Annotated in this window: 19 protein-coding genes and 2 tRNA genes; 7 read left to right on the plus strand and 14 right to left on the minus strand. The window is 42.5% G+C overall.

Translation table 11 applies throughout. The annotated features are described in order from the left end of the window. Nucleotides 1–421: 421 nt before the first annotated feature. The 12 genes from J6I44_RS02600 to J6I44_RS02655 form a co-directional block, all read right to left on the minus strand. On the minus strand, nucleotides 422–757 hold the full coding sequence (locus tag J6I44_RS02600; protein WP_265764389.1) for a hypothetical protein: 336 nt from the start codon (nucleotides 755–757) through the stop codon (nucleotides 422–424). Nucleotides 758–1,305: 548 nt separating this feature from the next. Continuing rightward, nucleotides 1,306–2,370 (minus strand): saccharopine dehydrogenase family protein, encoded by a 1,065-nt coding sequence (locus J6I44_RS02605; protein WP_265764390.1) that lies wholly within the window; start codon nucleotides 2,368–2,370, stop codon nucleotides 1,306–1,308. A 103-nt stretch (nucleotides 2,371–2,473) separates the two neighbouring features. After that, nucleotides 2,474–3,625 (minus strand): FAD-dependent oxidoreductase, encoded by a 1,152-nt coding sequence (locus tag J6I44_RS02610; RefSeq protein WP_265764391.1) that lies wholly within the window; start codon nucleotides 3,623–3,625, stop codon nucleotides 2,474–2,476. Between the two features lie 79 nt (nucleotides 3,626–3,704). Then, a complete protein-coding gene (locus tag J6I44_RS02615) occupies nucleotides 3,705–5,024 on the minus strand; it encodes a hypothetical protein (protein ID WP_265764392.1) in 1,320 nt (439 codons plus the stop codon). Between the two features lie 129 nt (nucleotides 5,025–5,153). Next, nucleotides 5,154–5,696, minus strand: a complete 543-nt coding sequence (locus J6I44_RS02620; protein WP_265764393.1) for a hypothetical protein — start codon at nucleotides 5,694–5,696, stop codon at nucleotides 5,154–5,156. A 183-nt stretch (nucleotides 5,697–5,879) separates the two neighbouring features. After that, on the minus strand, nucleotides 5,880–6,449 hold the full coding sequence (locus J6I44_RS02625; protein ID WP_265764394.1) for a Crp/Fnr family transcriptional regulator: 570 nt from the start codon (nucleotides 6,447–6,449) through the stop codon (nucleotides 5,880–5,882). A 474-nt stretch (nucleotides 6,450–6,923) separates the two neighbouring features. After that, nucleotides 6,924–7,637 carry a bifunctional hydroxymethylpyrimidine kinase/phosphomethylpyrimidine kinase gene (gene thiD, locus J6I44_RS02630; RefSeq protein WP_265764395.1) on the minus strand — a complete coding sequence of 238 codons (714 nt, stop codon included), beginning with the start codon at nucleotides 7,635–7,637 and terminating at the stop codon, nucleotides 6,924–6,926. An 11-nt stretch (nucleotides 7,638–7,648) separates the two neighbouring features. After that, nucleotides 7,649–8,827 carry an aspartate aminotransferase family protein gene (locus J6I44_RS02635; RefSeq protein WP_265764396.1) on the minus strand — a complete coding sequence of 393 codons (1,179 nt, stop codon included), beginning with the start codon at nucleotides 8,825–8,827 and terminating at the stop codon, nucleotides 7,649–7,651. 142 nt (nucleotides 8,828–8,969) lie between these two features. Then, the gene (locus tag J6I44_RS02640; RefSeq protein ID WP_265764397.1) at nucleotides 8,970–9,656 is read right to left on the minus strand and encodes a type 1 glutamine amidotransferase; all 687 of its coding nucleotides are present in this window, start codon (nucleotides 9,654–9,656) and stop codon (nucleotides 8,970–8,972) included. 39 nt (nucleotides 9,657–9,695) lie between these two features. Continuing rightward, nucleotides 9,696–10,463 carry a YggS family pyridoxal phosphate-dependent enzyme gene (locus tag J6I44_RS02645; RefSeq protein WP_265764398.1) on the minus strand — a complete coding sequence of 256 codons (768 nt, stop codon included), beginning with the start codon at nucleotides 10,461–10,463 and terminating at the stop codon, nucleotides 9,696–9,698. Between the two features lie 29 nt (nucleotides 10,464–10,492). Beyond that, nucleotides 10,493–10,562 (minus strand) — tRNA-Cys (locus J6I44_RS02650). A 15-nt stretch (nucleotides 10,563–10,577) separates the two neighbouring features. Next, on the minus strand, nucleotides 10,578–11,330 hold the full coding sequence (locus J6I44_RS02655; protein WP_265764399.1) for a hypothetical protein: 753 nt from the start codon (nucleotides 11,328–11,330) through the stop codon (nucleotides 10,578–10,580). A 107-nt stretch (nucleotides 11,331–11,437) separates the two neighbouring features. On the opposite strand from J6I44_RS02655, the gene J6I44_RS02660 reads away from it, so the two are divergent. From J6I44_RS02660 to J6I44_RS02675, 5 genes are all read left to right on the plus strand, one after another. Continuing rightward, a complete protein-coding gene (locus tag J6I44_RS02660) occupies nucleotides 11,438–12,340 on the plus strand; it encodes a LysR substrate-binding domain-containing protein (protein ID WP_265764400.1) in 903 nt (300 codons plus the stop codon). A gap of 14 nt (nucleotides 12,341–12,354) precedes the next feature. Further along, nucleotides 12,355–12,528: an AbiEi antitoxin N-terminal domain-containing protein gene (locus tag J6I44_RS20755; RefSeq protein WP_350356660.1), complete on the plus strand. Its 174-nt coding sequence runs from the start codon at nucleotides 12,355–12,357 to the stop codon at nucleotides 12,526–12,528. After that, complete coding sequence (locus J6I44_RS02665; protein WP_265764401.1) at nucleotides 12,491–13,036, plus strand: type IV toxin-antitoxin system AbiEi family antitoxin domain-containing protein; 546 nt, start codon at nucleotides 12,491–12,493, stop codon at nucleotides 13,034–13,036. Before J6I44_RS20755 ends, J6I44_RS02665 begins: the two co-directional genes overlap by 38 nt. A 328-nt stretch (nucleotides 13,037–13,364) precedes the next feature. Then, on the plus strand, nucleotides 13,365–13,658 hold the full coding sequence (locus tag J6I44_RS02670; RefSeq protein ID WP_265764402.1) for a Fic family protein: 294 nt from the start codon (nucleotides 13,365–13,367) through the stop codon (nucleotides 13,656–13,658). Nucleotides 13,659–13,718: 60 nt separating this feature from the next. Further along, nucleotides 13,719–14,570 carry a Fic family protein gene (locus J6I44_RS02675; RefSeq protein ID WP_265764423.1) on the plus strand — a complete coding sequence of 284 codons (852 nt, stop codon included), beginning with the start codon at nucleotides 13,719–13,721 and terminating at the stop codon, nucleotides 14,568–14,570. A gap of 209 nt (nucleotides 14,571–14,779) precedes the next feature. Here J6I44_RS02675 and J6I44_RS02680 read toward each other — a convergent pair. Beyond that, nucleotides 14,780–14,853 (minus strand) — tRNA-Asp (locus J6I44_RS02680). A 164-nt stretch (nucleotides 14,854–15,017) separates the two neighbouring features. Here J6I44_RS02680 and apaG point away from each other — a divergent pair. Then, the gene (apaG, locus tag J6I44_RS02685) at nucleotides 15,018–15,410 is read left to right on the plus strand and encodes a Co2+/Mg2+ efflux protein ApaG (protein ID WP_265764403.1); all 393 of its coding nucleotides are present in this window, start codon (nucleotides 15,018–15,020) and stop codon (nucleotides 15,408–15,410) included. Nucleotides 15,411–15,491: 81 nt separating this feature from the next. Here the strand turns inward: apaG and J6I44_RS02690 are convergent, their stop codons facing one another. Further along, nucleotides 15,492–16,043: a glutathione peroxidase gene (locus tag J6I44_RS02690; RefSeq protein WP_286670446.1), complete on the minus strand. Its 552-nt coding sequence runs from the start codon at nucleotides 16,041–16,043 to the stop codon at nucleotides 15,492–15,494. A gap of 52 nt (nucleotides 16,044–16,095) precedes the next feature. Here J6I44_RS02690 and J6I44_RS02695 point away from each other — a divergent pair, with 52 nt between their 5' ends. Beyond that, nucleotides 16,096–16,875: a hypothetical protein gene (locus J6I44_RS02695; protein WP_265764404.1), complete on the plus strand. Its 780-nt coding sequence runs from the start codon at nucleotides 16,096–16,098 to the stop codon at nucleotides 16,873–16,875. The last annotated feature ends 3 nt before the right edge of the window (nucleotides 16,876–16,878 follow it).

Below are 16,878 nucleotides of genomic sequence, written 5' to 3' on the forward strand. Positions count from 1 at the left end.
TGACAAGAAAGCTATTTTGAAGGAGGAATACTTTTTAGTTGAAGAGAGAAATCACCCATGGGGATAATGTTGTTTTAATTGGGCTTGTCTGCCGGTGCTATATTGTTGATGGATAGGGAGTTATCACCTATTTTTATTCCGATGAGCAGTGGGTGGGCTCCGAGAGTTTTATCGGGGTAAAGCAGAATCAGGAAGAGAATTTTACAGTCAACAAAAAAGGGAATAAGAATACTGTATTTAGCGATTATCTGGATACATGCAGAGCAGATGACATGATGTAGAACATTACCTTTATATCCATCGCCCCCCGATGCTATCCTCGGGGGGGCGATAGAATTGTTATTCCAAATTTTCTGTAGATATTCTAAATACCGGAAGTTTAGTTTCTGACCTTTAAATCAGCATTTAACAGTTGAATTCATCAATTCTGGTTTGAAACTGGTTTATCATAATCAGTACTTTGATCAGATGAAATATTATATACATGGAAAATAACTTCTTCATCTGCCAAATATTTTTGATCTCCCAGAGATTCGTAGAGATCCAAGGAAAGTGTATCCGTTATGGCCTTGTCTAAATCGGGACAATCCTCTGTATCCAATTTCACAAGAAACCCTATGTGGTATGGATATGATTCGGCTACCCGGCCATCCCAAACAATTTCAAATTGATCATCACATGATTTTTTATGCGTTACTTCAACATGTAAATACTTTATGTCATTTTCTGTCGGAGTGCCATACATCAGTAATTTCAAAAGGGGCCCCCACTTCTTCCTTCCCCTCTTGACCTATTTTATGGAGATCATTATACATATCCTGGCTCTTATAAAAGGTAAAGTTTTCTCCCTTTACTGATGCTGGTTCACCTGTGGTATTGGTATCAGTACTATTCGACTGACACCCTGACAAGAGGCCTATTGTTATAGACAGAAGAATTGATAATGATTTATACATAATAGATGTTATACCTTGTGGTTTGATAGATGAATGTTTTTGATGTAACTACCTGTTATTTATACACATATATAAACAGCTATAACTATTTATTTTAATATGATATGAGTCTTCCTTTAATAATGATTATTCAAATGGCAGACTTGGTTATTATCTATCATCCGATATAGCTATAAGTGAACAAAATATGGTTACTGTGCACTTTGAAAGTATGAACATGCATATTAAAGAACTTTTTGAAGACATTTTATCTTATTGAAAGGACAAATTAGGAAAGAATTCCTTAATTCATATTGATGTACAAGTCTTTGTCAATATTTAATAGTAGATATAGATTGGTAATGTATGTTTACAATATGGCCTTGAGAGATTCCTCTGTTTCTAATAATGCTATTATAGCCTCTTGTGGTTCAAATAATTGTTCCAAATGATAAACACCTGTTGGGTGAGAACTGCTGATTAATCTTTTTGCTACTTCAGCAGCAACTAACCCGGTTACATATCCTTCGCCATGACCACTTAAAGAACATTTATAAGTGGAACCATCATATCCCCTACCTATGACCTTGGCCATAAAAATGTCACTCCCCAATGAAATAGAATTAATTAATTTTATTACAATATCTTGGATTAGTTCTTTTTTCAATATTGCTGATAATCCAGTCATTTCGGCAAAGGCTATTAGATTTGTCATAATTAAAGAATCAAAACAAACGCGGGTAAAGACTTGAACTCCATCCATATTATCTGCAAGTACATGCTGATCTGATAAGTTAAACAGGAATGTTTTTCTCTTACCTATTTCTGAATTAAAATAAACTTTCTTTGGCTCGCTAAAACTTTTTACTACATGGGCTTCTCCTATTCCCTTCACCGAATATTCAGTATTCAAATTATTCAACATCCATTGATAGGCAGCTGTACCATGTTTTTCACCACTTCCCAATAAAACATGAATATCCAGCTGCATTGCTTCCTCCAATTGGTTCTTACAATGTTTGGCCAAGAGGTTGGTAATACCAGGAGCCAATCCTACACTTAGTACCCCAATAGCATTGTTCTCAACAGCTATACCATTAAGCTTTTCAACTTCAGATAAGAATTCATAGCCAGCTGTTATATCGATATAATTTATCTCTTCCAAAAAGCAGTGTTCTACAAAGTCCGTGTTCTCTTGATCTATACACATAATAACCAGCGCAACATCTTTCAACAGTTCGCTATATTTTCCGGTATCAGCTATATCACAGCGTAAGGGAACTGCTCGATGATTCAATTCTTTACTCAATTGTTCTGCTTTATTATAGTTTCTACCGGCTACAATTACTCTACCTGGATAGATTTCAGACAAGTGCCGGGTTATGACGCTCCCAACACTACCATACCCCCCAATAATTAGAATGTTTTTTTCCATAAATAATAGCTTTGAGTTATAATGTTTTATTAGGGGTAAATTATATTAATCTTACAACCCATAAATATTTGTTAAATAGTAGTCAGAAATTAGCAAATAAGAGTCAGCTTCTACCTTCCATTACGTTGCTCAAGTCAGAAAGGATTTGTTGCAGGCTATAAAACGGCAGCAGCCTATTACGAATTTTGGAAAGAACGGGTGATTTCATAAATATCATTTTTGCCAGCTTGCGAGAATCTGCCTGTGCAGTTTCCACGCGCTGTTTCTGTCGTTGAGTATAGAGATTTAATGCATAGGGTAGATGCTGTTTATGTGCCCGACTAAGCTCATCGGCCAGGGCCGCAGCCGAATCCATTGCCATCGAAGCCCCGACACCGGCGGTTGGCAGAAATCCTGTTGCGGCATCTCCCAGTAGCACTACATGCCCTTTGTGCCAGGTCTTGGTTCTGCAGTCGTGAAAATCCCAAAAGAAGGGGCGCTCATCTTTACGACAGGCCTCAAGAGCTTGGCGGGGCAGCTCATGTTCAGGAGAAACCATCTGTTTTACCTCATCCGCAAACGACGCTAATCCTTTTTCTTTAATAATATCTATTGGGCCGCCTAAAAAGACGCCCACTTTGTCTTTTACCGGGTAGATACCAAGAAAAGAGCCGGCGCCCCAGTATTCTTTGTAGGAGGTTGTTGGATTACCATGAAGCCAGCTCACCCATCCACCCCAGCCGGTGTGATAATAGGAATATTCATTATCATCCAGGATGAAATCCCGAGTCTCAGAATGGAGTCCATCCGCTATAATTACCAGATCAAATCGCTCGGACCGGCCCTCAGAAAAAGTAACCCGCACTTCATCATTACCTTGTTCCAGATTAGCTACTGTTGTATCAAAACGGACAGCTTCGGGTGTTACGTTAGCCAATAAAATGTCAATAAGCTTCTGACGGGTAATACTTCGGTAAGAGCCGTATTTTTCGTTAATAAAATCAAGCGGATACGACTTTATCAACGCCCCGTTTGAGCGGTGTGCTTCATAATATTCCATCTGGATACTTTGGTTGTAGTACGCTGTCCGGGCATCCAGTGCATTTAACACTCGTCCGCCCAGTGGGTAGAGCCCGAGCATGTATCCGGTACAATTAAACTGTTGCTGGGGCTCCCGCTCTACAATTTGGGGGTGCAGCCCATGCCTGGAAAGAAGGCCGGCGCAGGTAAGCCCTGCTACTCCGGCCCCGATGATCAATATATCCATATCCTGCATAACAGGTCTGGTTACTTGGTCAAAATAAGACCCTTTGAGATGCGCTGGGAGGTGATATTAAAAAGGGTACATGCATTCTTTACTCAAAAACAAGATATTGAAGAATACGCTCTTGTGGCCGAAATTCATGAGAATGTTCATGTTCGATGGTATGATATGAACTATAGATGACCTTACCTGAGCCTAATGAAAAACTTATGCTCAACGGTTTTACGCCGGATCCATTGTTCCATTCAACCGGACCTTTGACCCAGGGTTTAGTATCCGCCCCATTGTGAGCTCCGTTCATCACAGCCCAGTTTGAGGCAAAGCCTCGGATGGTAACGGATTGATCTCCGTTTATACAATTCTCTGATTCACAATTCACCACCGAAAGCCAGTCTGCAAGGTTACTGTCAAGAAGTTCTGCTTGTACTGTTATGTCTGGAAGACCTGTTTCAGCAGCATAGATCTGTTCGGCTTCTTCGGCAGAAGCCCCAGGATCTCCCATAAAATCTATATAAGATGGAAATACCTGTTCAGTATAATTGTAAGCTAAATCGGTGGTGTATAGCATTCCACCATTTTGCACATAATCGTTGATGGTGGATATTTCCTTCTCAGCCAACAGGCTCTTCGCATGAAATGCTTGATCATGAGCATGACCGTGTGTCTTTTCTTTAGACGGGAATAAATATTCTTCCGAAGCGCCACAATTTATAAAAACAATATCATAGTTATTAACATCAGGTTTACCATCTCCATCTTTATCCTCAAAGAGCATTCCCATGTCAGGATAATCTTCTGGGAGTGAAGTATCTCCATCATAGAGATCGAAGGTTTCAGTTCCCAGTTTTAATTTGCCATATTCTGCAGCATTCGGATCTGTTACGATTTCACCGAACCCTACTTTAGCCAGTACATCCTGCATCCGATCGTAGGAGCCAGTGATAACAGCGATATCAATGTTGCTAGTCGAAACCATTAACGTTCCTACGTCGCTGGTTCCGTCGGTATTTATAGTAACTGACTTGGTGAAATAGAAATTTCCCTTTAATATCTTCAATTCGATTTCATCCTGGCCAGCTTCCACTTCTGTTTCAAATTCAAAGCTTCCATCTGCATCAGTACAGGTATAAGCGGTATACGACGCCGACGGTTCCTCACAGTTTTCTTGACCGCCGGACTGGGTAGGCAATTGGGCCATTATCTTATTTTGGCTGCCAGAATTATTGGCAGGAGCTTCCCCAATATAGACGGTAGCACCTTGAATAGGGGTGGCATTATCCGGAGCCTGCACCTGGCCCGAAATAGTTGCAGAGATGGGGCCAGTGTTGCCGGGACCGGAAGAATTGTCACTACAAGATAGTAGAAAAAGTGTTATAAGTAATATTGAAATGTAATTAAAGCTTCTTTGCATTTTTACTGGCAGTGTTTTGTTTGTTGTTTATATGATGAATTTTTAAGGATGATTAAAATAAGAGTAAAAAAGGCTTGACTACTATAGTGATTACTAATGGGACCTATCTCCATAGCTTATAGTGATAGGTTATGTTTTCCATCGTACAGCGTAGGCCAGTATGAGTTTCACCGCTAATAGGATCAACAGAAATGAAATAATAGGATCCGGGATTTGACTTACGATGTTTATTGCTATAACCAGCAGTAACAGAAGTGGAGCCACTGCTTTTTGCAGCTTGTACCCCTTAATGGCATTAACACTATAAGTACAAGCAATAATCAGTGTAGCATTTATAGCGATGATTCCCATCTGAGTGGGAAAAAGAATGACGAGAATAGCCGGATGTACTAAGTGTAGAGGAGCAATAAAAAAAAGTCTGAGTTTTGGATTATTCTCATGGTACCTGGTAGTTCCTTCCGTAAAGTTTGCCACAACACCACCACCGATGTCCAGGGCCAGAAGAATGAGCATTATTTGTTTCCACAGGACAAAGTCCGCTGGTATAAAAAAGTAAACAACGCTCGCGGCTATGCACGCCGCCAGATAGGTCAAAATCAGATCAGGGATGCTGGCTTTTGTCCCGTGGAATTCATGCAGGACTTTGGGGATCGTTACTTTGGAGTTTCGCATATATGGTGGCCATTTTTGATTCGATTCAAATATGACGACCCATTCATCCAAAAGCATTAACATTTGTTAAATAATGGGAATGAGGGGGGGAAGGATACCAGCTATTCTTTAGATACAAGACGCAGCTATTTTTAATATGACAGACGAGCAGAATTACAGGGATGTCTGCCATTCTATAGCTGGCTATTGCTTGCCGGCACGTATGCGGCTAAGCGATACCTGGGAGATCCCAAGGAAAGAGGCAATATATTTAAGGGGCACTCGGTTCTCAATGTCGGGAATAGCCCTTATTAACTCTTGATACCGATTTGGGGCACTTTTATAGATTAAGGTTTGGTAAATATACTCAAGCTTCAGGTACTCCTTTTCCAGCAGTTGGGCCCACCAGTTGGCCCAATCTATATCAGAACGACACAGCCTTCGTAATTTTTTTCTACTAATGGTGTAAAGGATGCTATCCTCAAGGCACGTCAGCTCTTGGTATGAGGGGGATTGATTGATAAAGCTGTTTGGGATTGTAAAGAAGTTGTGCTCAATTTCAAACCATAGGGTACGGTCATCTGAAAAGTTGCTGCATCTAACCAATCCTTCTGCTAAATAAAAAAGGTTATGACAGATTTCTCGATTATTTACAATCTTCTTGCCGGATGAACACTCCCAGCGATCAAACTCGTGCTTCACCTGGTCAAAATCATTTCTTGGAGGATCGTGCCGGACAAAACGATTTATACTGTTTGCTGATGGAATAGTCATATTCATTCGTTTTCTGTATTTATAACAGCCTCCCCAAAATAACTATATCTTTAAAGATCTACGAATTTTCAAGCCATTCCACCTGTAATATTTCAGATACCAAATTTGGGATATTGGGATGGTTTAAATTTATAGATGTAAAAACGCGTTGTGTAGTTATTTTTTAACAGCTAATGAATCATCATAATCCTAATAAGCAACCATTCTCATCCGAATCCTGGGGTTGACCTCGGGTGAATGCCAAGCGCTTGTGATATATCCATCGGCCGACACCCTCAGTCGCCCGATGAGACAATATAACCTGTTTGGGTATGTCTCTTTTTAACCGCACAGCCACAGCACGTCACGTTATGTATAAAAGAGAATCCATCTGAATTGTATTTAAAAGTCGTAACCAACAGGGCCCTGTCCCTGACCAAGACCCGGCGCATTACGGATCGCTTCCGTCACCATTTTTTTAGCCTGTTGCACTGTTTACAGCAAGTTTTTGTCCTTAATAATATGTGCTGTAACAGCTGCCGAAAATACATCCCCCGATCCATGTGTATGTTTCGAGTGTATCCGCAGTGAGTTTAGCCAGTTCATTGTTTCTCCATCGTAAAAAAGATCGTTACTCTGTTCCCACTCATCGAAATATCCGCCTTTAATGACAACCGAATTGCAACCGAGATCTATAATCTGTTTGGCAGCTTCGGGCATAGCATCAGGAGATGAAATTTGCATTCGGGCCAGCAGTTCGGCTTCCGGAATATTAGGGGTGACCACTTCTGCCTGGGGTAATAAGTATGATTGGTAGGCTGAGACTTCTTCGTCAGATGCTAATACATCCCCTCGCTTTGTAGCGATCACGGGATCTACTATCAATGGGCATGAGGTATGTTCTTCCAGCTCTTGAGCTACATTTATGATGACCTCTTTCGTGCCCATCAGGCCCGTTTTAATACTTTGAGGTGGTATGTCCTCGATTACGGCTCGAACCTGTCGGCAGACGGTGGCAGGGTCTATTTTAATCATATCATAAACACCGGTCGTGTTTCCGATGGTCAAGGCTGTTACGGCTGTCATTCCGAATATCCCCAAAGAAGAGAACGCTTTCAGATCGGCTTGTAATCCCGCTCCGCCACTGGGATCACTGCCGGCAATGGTTAAAGCTGCTGGTGCTGAATCTCCTGAGTTCGCATGAGTCATGGTTTTATACTTTAAACTGCTTTTAGGGATGCAATAAAAACATCTACTAGTGTGTCAATTTGCTCCCTGGTAATTATAAGAGGAGGTACAAAGCGCATCACCTTTCCCGATGTACAGCTCGTCAGTACGCCACGTTTAATCATCTCGTTGACGACTGGCTCAGCATCAGAATGGAGCTCCACGCCAATCATTAGGCCTTTCCCCCGAACGCCTTTGATAGCATCTTGTTTTTTAGCCACTTCATATAAACGGTCCATGAAGTAGGATCCTTTTCTATCGGATTGGCGCGGAATATCTTCTCTTTGCATTGCTGCAATGGTGGCTAAGGCAGCGGCACAAGCGAGCGGGTTGCCTCCAAATGTACTTCCATGCTCTCCATATTCAGCTACATCAGCGACTTTATCCTTTACCATAATTGCTCCTATGGGAAAGCCATTAGCTAAAGCCTTGGCAGAAGTTACAATATCCGGCGTAATGCCATAGTGCTGATAGCAGAACCAGCGTCCGGTCCGGGCCATACCGCACTGAATTTCATCACAGATCAAGAGGATATTATGCTGATCACAGAGGGAACATACTTTTTGAATATATTCTTTTCGGGCAGGATAAATACCGCCTTCACCCTGAATCGTTTCCACAATAACAGCAATCGTTTCATCCGTGGTTTGGGCTTCGAGGGCCTCTAAATCATTAAAAGGAACTTTTGAAAACCCTCCTGGTACCGGCTCAAACGGCTCACGGTACTTCCTTTTGCCCATGGCTATGGTGCCGAGCGTTCTCCCGTGGAAGCAGTTACCCATGGCAATGATCTTTCCTTTTTTATTATGCACCTTCCCGTACTTACGGGCCAATTTTATGGCACGTTCTACCGCTTCCGAACCACTGTTACAGAAAAAGGATTTATCAAGGCCGGAGATCTCGGCAAGTTTCTTAGTCAGCTGGCTTTGGGGTTCGTTATAATAGTTATTTGATATGTGGGTTAAATGTCCCGCCTGTTCTCTAATCGCTTTGACAACCCCGGGATGGGCATGTCCCAAACTTTTAACGGCTATCCCCGCCAGTGCATCGAGATAGTCGTTACCCTCGCTATCTTTCACATACACGCCGTTACCTTCAGTTAGCGTTAAAGGATAACGGTCGTACAAATCTACATGGTACTTTTGTGCCAGTTCTTGTGCACTATCCGTCATAATTGGTTATAGGTTTTTTGATAATTGATGAAAATGGTATTACCGGAAACTGTTTTCACTATTCAGCCCTTCCGTGAGACCGGCCATGGTATAGTGATACCTTAGTGGTTAGCATTAAAAGAAAATATTGCAGGGAAGAGACCTAGTTCATGAATCGATCAAGTAATTCACCCATTGTGTCATGATTCTGCTTAAAATATCCCGCCTCAAGCATCTGTTCGGCGTTTTGTACAAACCGGCCATTGCCAAATTTATGCTGGGTGCTTTCAATAAGTTGGGACAACCCTTCCTTTGTCATTTCCAGATGAAATTGCAGGCCGAGTACATAATCATCAAGCATAAAGCCTTGATTTCTACAGCCCTTACTACTCCCCAGGTTGATAGCATCGTCAGGCCGATAAAACATATCACCATGCCAGTGAAGAGCCATTTGTTGAGGAGGAAGAAAATCCAACGCAGGATGATTGCGTGCAGATGGGGTCCACTGTACCGGAAACCAACCGATTTCTTTCTCCAAAAGGGTCACTACTTTAGCCCCTAACGCTTCGGCGATAAGCTGCGCTCCCAAACAGATTCCCAGTACTTTTTTCTTGCGATTGATACACTCCTTTATGAATGCTTTTTCCTCTTTTAGCCAAGGGTAATCCTGTTCGTCACTGACTCCCATTGGACCCCCCATGATAACCAGGGCATCGATATCCCCAGGTGAAGGCAGCGTTCCAGAATTAAACAGGTGCGTAGCCGTTAGCTCATGGCCCCGCTGTTTGGCCCAGGCTTCAATATAGCCTGAGCCTTCGAAGGAGACATGTTGCAAATAATGTATTTTCATTTCTATCTGATTTCGATATACTTATAATTCGGGTTGGATTTATTCGGGTATGCGATTGGGGGAATAGGATGGAGAGTCAATGCCCGGCCAGTAATATGAATCAGGGGTATCACGTTCACCAAAAATGGCCCGGCCTATTCGAACGATCGTTGCGCCTTCCTCGATGGCCAGTTCAAAGTCGTTGGTCATTCCCATCGAAAGATGCTGCATTTGAACATCCGGAATATTCTGGTTGGCAATGGCATCGTGCAATTGCCGCAACCGGGCAAAACCCGCCCGCACTTTCGGCCAGTTATCCGAAAATAGTCCGATGGTCATGAGGCCCTTAATGTTGAGTCGCTTAAATTCGGCTGCTTCTCTGACGAAATGGATAGCATCATTCGGATGAATGCCGTATTTACTGTCCTCTCCGGAAGTATTTACCTGGATCAAAACATCCATGGTTTTGCCTACCTTCTCGAGCCGACGATTCATTTTTCGTACGATTTTCATGCGATCAACAGACTGCACCATTGAGGTAAACCGTATAACTTTATTGACCTTATTGCTTTGCATGTGGCCGATATAATGCCACTCCAGCTTGTCCGATTGTTCACCCATTTGCTTTATTTTTCGACGGGCTTCCTGTACGCGGTTCTCACCAACAACTGAGTAACCAAGATCGGCCGCATTTAGGATACGTTCGGCTTCAACCGTTTTGACAGCAAGGATTATTTGAATTTTTTGGGGATCGCGGCCCACCCGTTGACAAGCTTGAATAATGCGATTTTCAACCTGTTGAATATTCTGTTTTATAGAGTTCTTCATCTTAAACCATTAACTGAAAATAAAGATAGAGGCGATGGGTGGATTCGAACCACCATAAGAAGCGTTGCAAGCTTCCACCTTCCATTCGGTCACATCGCCTTGATGATGAAATTATTATGGTTGTTGTACTGAATAAGGCAAGCTCAAATCACCCGATAGTACCTTGAATACTTTATAAACACCCAACATAGGCTGGCCTTTCTCAGTTGAGACTTCCATATAGGCAGCAACGCCGTCGTAGTTGAATGCTTGCTCATTGCTTAGCCGTTGCGCAGGTACGGTAACCCTCAACAAATTATGGTCGAAGACTACAGGGAAGCCGGGTGAATCAAGATACATCGGCATGCCGGGATTGGTGGGCGGAAGTACCACGCCCTGATCTTCCTTTTTGAACTCCTTTACGGAAAGCCCGCCTTCAACACGATCATCTTCCACAAGTACCACCCAGTGCGTATGATAGCATTTTCCGTCATTTTTGTAGTCGTGGTCCCCATTTTCGTCCCAGAGTGGGGTGTCATCAAAATCTGGATGAGAGGTTATGGCAAAAGCTAAGGTTCCCTTCACATCCCCAAACCCGACGGCCGTTGGACTAAGGGTCGTGGGGAACACATAACCAAGGACGGGTGCACCATTCAGCTGTCCGGCTGGTTCGGGCTTGGTCTGTCCTGCCGTACCATCAACTTCCATCTGGAAGAGGATTTGGTCTTGGGCTCTTAGGTAGGTGACTTGGGCATCCGTAATATTCATATCTGCTGTATTAAGCTGCATAATCTGTTGGTCGGTGGCTTTTTGTGCATACACAATGACTGAGGAGAACAGGCTGATTGCGAAGACAAAAAGGGCAGGGAGTACAATTCGTAATTTCATAACTGGGTTTGCAGATTAATTCTTATTGAGCCTAAAGATGGTTGGATTTTGGATATAAGTCTATCGATATTTACTTCTGTTTATCATAAGAAATACTTATACCTATAATGGAGTTACGGCAATTCAAATATTTGCTTTCGATTGCTGAAGAGGGCACCTTCACAGCAGCAGCAGATAAGCTTTATATTTCACAATCGGCATTATCGCAGCAAGTGAAGAGTATGGAACAAGAGCTGGGAGTGCTGCTATTCGATCGTTCTGGTAATCGATTGCAATTTACCGAGGCCGGCCAGCTGCTGCATCAGCGTGCAAAACGCATTGTTAAGGAAGTGAATGAAGCCAAAACGGCTATTGATGAACTGGAAAATCTTTATCGGGGAACGCTTACTGTCGGAGTAGTACAGACCGTAAACGCCTATCTGATGCCTTGGGTAGTTTCATCATTTTCGGCTCAATTTCCAGGCGTACAGCTTAAGATACAGGAGCTTTCTGCACCGAAGATTGAACAGAAGGTTTACAACCGTGAATTGGATTTGGGCGTCAGTTTTGACCCTACAGAAGAGCCTGATCTTATTTTCGATGCGTTATTTGAAGAAGAGTTACTGCTGATAACCAATTCAAAGCACACACTGGCAAGTAAAAAGTGGATTAATGTTACCGCCCTTGATCAGCAAAAGCTGATCCTTCTTCCCGAAGGCTACTGTACCCGACGTATTTGGGAGAAATGTGCCTCCAAATCTTGCATTGCTCCTGAACTGCAAATTGAAATGAACACCATTAGCGGTCTGCTCTCCGTTCTGGAGAATAATTCTGCCGTTGGAACTATTTTGCCTGCACTAACTATGCAGATGAAGGTATCCGGTGGGTTAAAATCGGTTAAACTGAAAAACCCAACGCCTCGGCGAACGGTCGGTATATTGTGGAGAGATGGAGGATATCGAAGTGTTTCCTCCCAAAAATTCGCAGAAATTTTTAAGCAAAAATACAACGGATTTGAACAAAATAGTTAATATGGTAGAATCTATTGGGGGGATATGAAGTCTACAAAGGAGTTTATAAGCAGCTGGCTGATGTTTATGAGACCAGCGGTTGGCTGGAACGAATAGGCAGAGGAGCCTACAAAAGAAAAGGCAATGATTTGTTGTGGGAAGGGGGGCTATATGCGTTGCAGAAGCTCCAAGGCTTACCGATCCATTAGGAGTCGAACAGCATTAGAACTCCGGGGATTGGGCCACTATATCAAAATGTCTTCTCGTGACCAGGTAATACTGTGGAAAACACCAGAAGTAAGGCTGCCATTGTGGTTTAAAAACTATAATAAGTCGAAGAGCCAATTAGAAGTGCGGTCGGCTACGCTTTTTCCCAAGGACGATCAAGGGCTTTCAACGAAGACATTAAATCAGGGAGATATCACTATATCTTCTGCGGAGCGGACAATAATGGAATATCTTTATGACGTACCCAAGCGCGAAGGCTTTGATGAAGCCAATTATATCATGGAAGGGTTAGCCTCCCTGCGGCCGAACACTCTCCAGCAGCTATTGGAGAGCTGTAAATCAATACGCGTAAAGCGACTATTTATCTGTCTGGCCGAAGATCATAACCATCGTTGGTTTGAACGGCTTGATAGCTCCACGATAGATTTTTGGGAGAGCAAAAGAAAAATCATGAAGGGGGAAAACTTAATAAGAAATTCAAAATTGTAGTACCCAAGTTGTTGAGGGAAGATCAATGGTCAAACGATATCGAAACCAGGTACGATTGCTGTTAAGCGTATTGCCAATCATTGCAGATATTGACTTTTTGCTCTTAAAGCTGGGCGGCCATCAATTTTTTCTGGCGTAATTTCCCAGGACTTTTGATGGACATTAGTTTAACTTATCTTTCGTGCATTAATCGGCATTTAAACCGGTAATATAACCGGCAAAATAAAAGGTTGTTTATTTGTCTGTAATTCATGTAATCAACTAATTTTCAATTAGTTACAGATATTATACAATCGGAAAATAAACCGGCAATATAAGCGGAAATAGTATGTTTGATAATCCCAGTGATATGGAACCAATGTTTCCCAAGCGCAGTGGTGATTTGGTTGATTTAGCCATGGAAGTCCATCGGGAAGCAGCAGCATTACGAAATTCGCTTCACAAAAAGACGCGAAAGCGCATTGCAGATCTGGTGCGCCATATAAATAGTTATTACTCAAATCTCATAGAAGGGCATCATACGCATCCCTCAGATATTGAGCGAGCTGTACGGAAGGATTACGATTTAGATTCCGAAAAACGATCTCTGCAAGAACTGAGTACGGCTCATATTGAAGTTTAGAAAGAAATTGAGAATCGGCTATCCGAACAGCAAGGGCTGGAGATCTGTTCCCGGGAGTTTATTTGCTGGATACATAAACGCTTTTATGAGCAGGTGCCAGAAGAATTTCGGAAAATCAAAGGGCCTGGATCAGATAAAATGCTGTTGATGGAACCTGGCAGGTTGCGAGATCGGTTAATAGAGGTTGGGCGTCATATGCCTCCCTTGCCAAAGGCCTTGGATGATTTTTTGCGGAGGTTTAGTGATTCCTATCATCCTGATAAATTGCATGGGGCCAAGAAATTAATTGCCGTTGCAGCAAGTCATCACCGATTGGCATGGATTCATCCTTTTCTGGATGGTAATGGTAGGACAGCACGGTTGTTTAGTCATGCCTACATGAAAAAGGCTCAAATAGAATCCCATGGCCTATGGACGATTTCTCGGGGACTATCCAGAAGAAAAGAAGATTATCAGCAATTTTTAGCTATAGCAGATTCCCCCAGGAAGGGGAATTATGATGTCCGCGGAAATCTGTCTGACCATGGATTACGGAGGTTTTGTGAGTTTTTCCTGGATACTTGTTTGGATCAGATAGCGTTTATGGGCGAACTGCTGGATCTCGATAACCTGCAGCAGCGCATCAAGGGATATATTGACCTGCGTTCGCAGAGTATGATAGCCGGAGAGCCAGCACTTCGTCAAGAGGCGAAATATATCCTAACTGAAGTCATGCTTCGTGGAGAGGTATCCCGTGGAGAGGCAAAACGAGTGACTGGTTTAGGAGATCGAACAGCACGTAAAGTAGTAAGCCAGCTGGAAGGGGAAGAGCTGGTAACCTCAGAAAGTCATCGGAGCCCCCTTCGTTTCAATATCCCTGCAAAAGTGGTGGGGTATTATTTTCCCAACCTATATCCCGAAGGGACTATTTAAACTGGGAGTGAATAGGTATCATTCTCTGACAATTAATAGATCTGCTGATTGTTCCAGATGCTCAATCAGAATGGTTGGGATTATTGAAATAAAGGGAAAGGGTCTCAAAACTTTTGTTGTCCCAGAGAAGATATAAACCTATTAATTTGCTCAGTTCCCCAAAACAAAAAAGCCCCTAACTCGTTGTGAGTCAGAGGCTTATCGTTGAGCGATCCGGACGAGATTCGAACTCGCGACCTCCTGCGTGACAGGCAGGCGTTCTAACCAGCTGAACTACCGGACCAAAAAACCACTTATTTTGCGAGGACGTAAATGCCCTTGCGCATTAAGAGCTCCAAATATACGGATAATTTATTAGCTATGTCAAGGTAAATATTCATTTTTTAGTATCTTTTGATTGACTGGTAGAATTTAGTTACCATAGAAAAAAAATAATGCCCTGAATCTATGTATCAACCAACATTTGTTGAAGTTTCACACAACATCAGTGTTGAAGTGAAACCCACCTATTTAGAAGAAGAGTCAAGTCCATTAGCCGGTAAGCATGTATTTGCTTACTTTATTTCTATCAGGAATTTAGGTGAAAGTCCAGTAACCTTGCTGAGGCGTCATTGGGAAATTAAAGATTCCAACGGCACAGATCATGAGGTTGATGGAGAAGGCGTCATTGGCCAGCAACCCTCTATCGTGCCTGGTGGCGAACACACCTATAACAGTTTTTGCGTACTGAAATCATATCGGGGGAGCATGGAAGGATATTATACGATGCAGGCTGAAGATGGAAGGATATTGAAAGTGCGCATTCCAAAGTTTTTGCTTATCTCGCACCGCTTGAATTAATATAAAAAAAGGAGGACCGTAAGTATCAGTTACGGCCCTCTGTCGGGATGGTGATGGGATGTATATTAGGGATACATTATGTTAACTATCTAAAGCGGATTCTATTGCCTTTAAAATTGTATTATTTTTTGGTTCTACATCACTGCGGAAACGTCGAATGAGTTTGCCATTCTTATCCACCAGGAACTTTTCAAAGTTCCACTTGATGGTGCCCGTAAAATCAGGGTTCTGAGCCGTTGTGAGGTATTTAAACAACGGATGTTGCTCTTCGCCTTTCACTGAAACTTTAGAAAACATAGGGAACGAAACATCATAGTTTATTTTGCAAAACCTTTTAATTTCTTTTTCCGTTCCCGGTTCTTGTCCCCCGAAATTGTTCGCGGGAAATCCAAGAACAACTAATCCCTCGTCCTGATAATCCTCGTAAATGGCCTGCAGCCCTTCATATTGAGGGGTAAAACCACATTCTGAGGCGGTATTAACAATGAGTAATACTTTTCCCTCATATTTACCCAGGGAAGTCTCTTCTCCGTCAATATCGGATAGGTTATAATTATATACCGAGTCGTTGCTGCCATTCATAAAGGCAAGTGATGCAAATGAAAATATTATCAGTAGTCCGAGAGTTTTCATAGATTATAAGCCGTTATTTTAATAAGATATTGTAATTATAAAATATGAATTTATGATTAAGCATTCCCGAAAAAGGCTTTTTCAGCACAGTTTTATGCTGAAAGTACTCTTAATCACCCTATTCGTTGTAGTTTCTGCCGATATTACCCGTGCACAAATGTTTTCTGCTGATAGTGACAGGCAGGCACAATTTAATGCCCCCAAAACTGAATTATATTTGGGCTTTGAACCAGCCACGGTAACATACCAAGGGGAGGAGGGAATTGATGGTGCCGGACAGTTTTCCTATGATGCCCCGGTAATACGTGCAGGATTTAGCAGTAGGGCACTGAATCTTTATTTGGGAGCCGGAGGTAAAGTGACGGGAAGTGATGATGTCGGATATTTTGACGTCGGAGGAAACCTGAATTTTGGTCTCCCACTTTATATAACCGAAAAGTTTATCCTGCTGTTGCCTTTTCGAATATCCTCTCGACTAACTAATATCACAAACGATCGAACAAGTGCAGCTCCCTTAGGAACCCGTGACCAGTTCCGTTTTGGAGGCATTACAGCTGGTGCTGGGCTCAAGGCCAATGCAAGACCCAAACCCAATATACGCATTCAGTTGGGAGCAATACCAAGCTATGGATTTACGTTTGCCTCAGGTGGACTCTTTGGTGGCTCTTTGGGAACGCTTGCCCTAAATGGACGGCTGTTCTTTGACCGTCTTTTTGGAGATACCGGACTTAGCTTGGGTTATAAGTATGATTTGAGAAATTATAATGTAGATGAGGAAAAATATGATTACCGTGTGAACGGGCACAGCATACAGGTGGGAATTACATTTTAACGG

The organism is Fodinibius salsisoli, assembly GCF_026229185.1.
In the GTDB taxonomy this organism is placed as follows: domain Bacteria; phylum Bacteroidota; class Rhodothermia; order Balneolales; family Balneolaceae; genus Fodinibius; species Fodinibius salsisoli.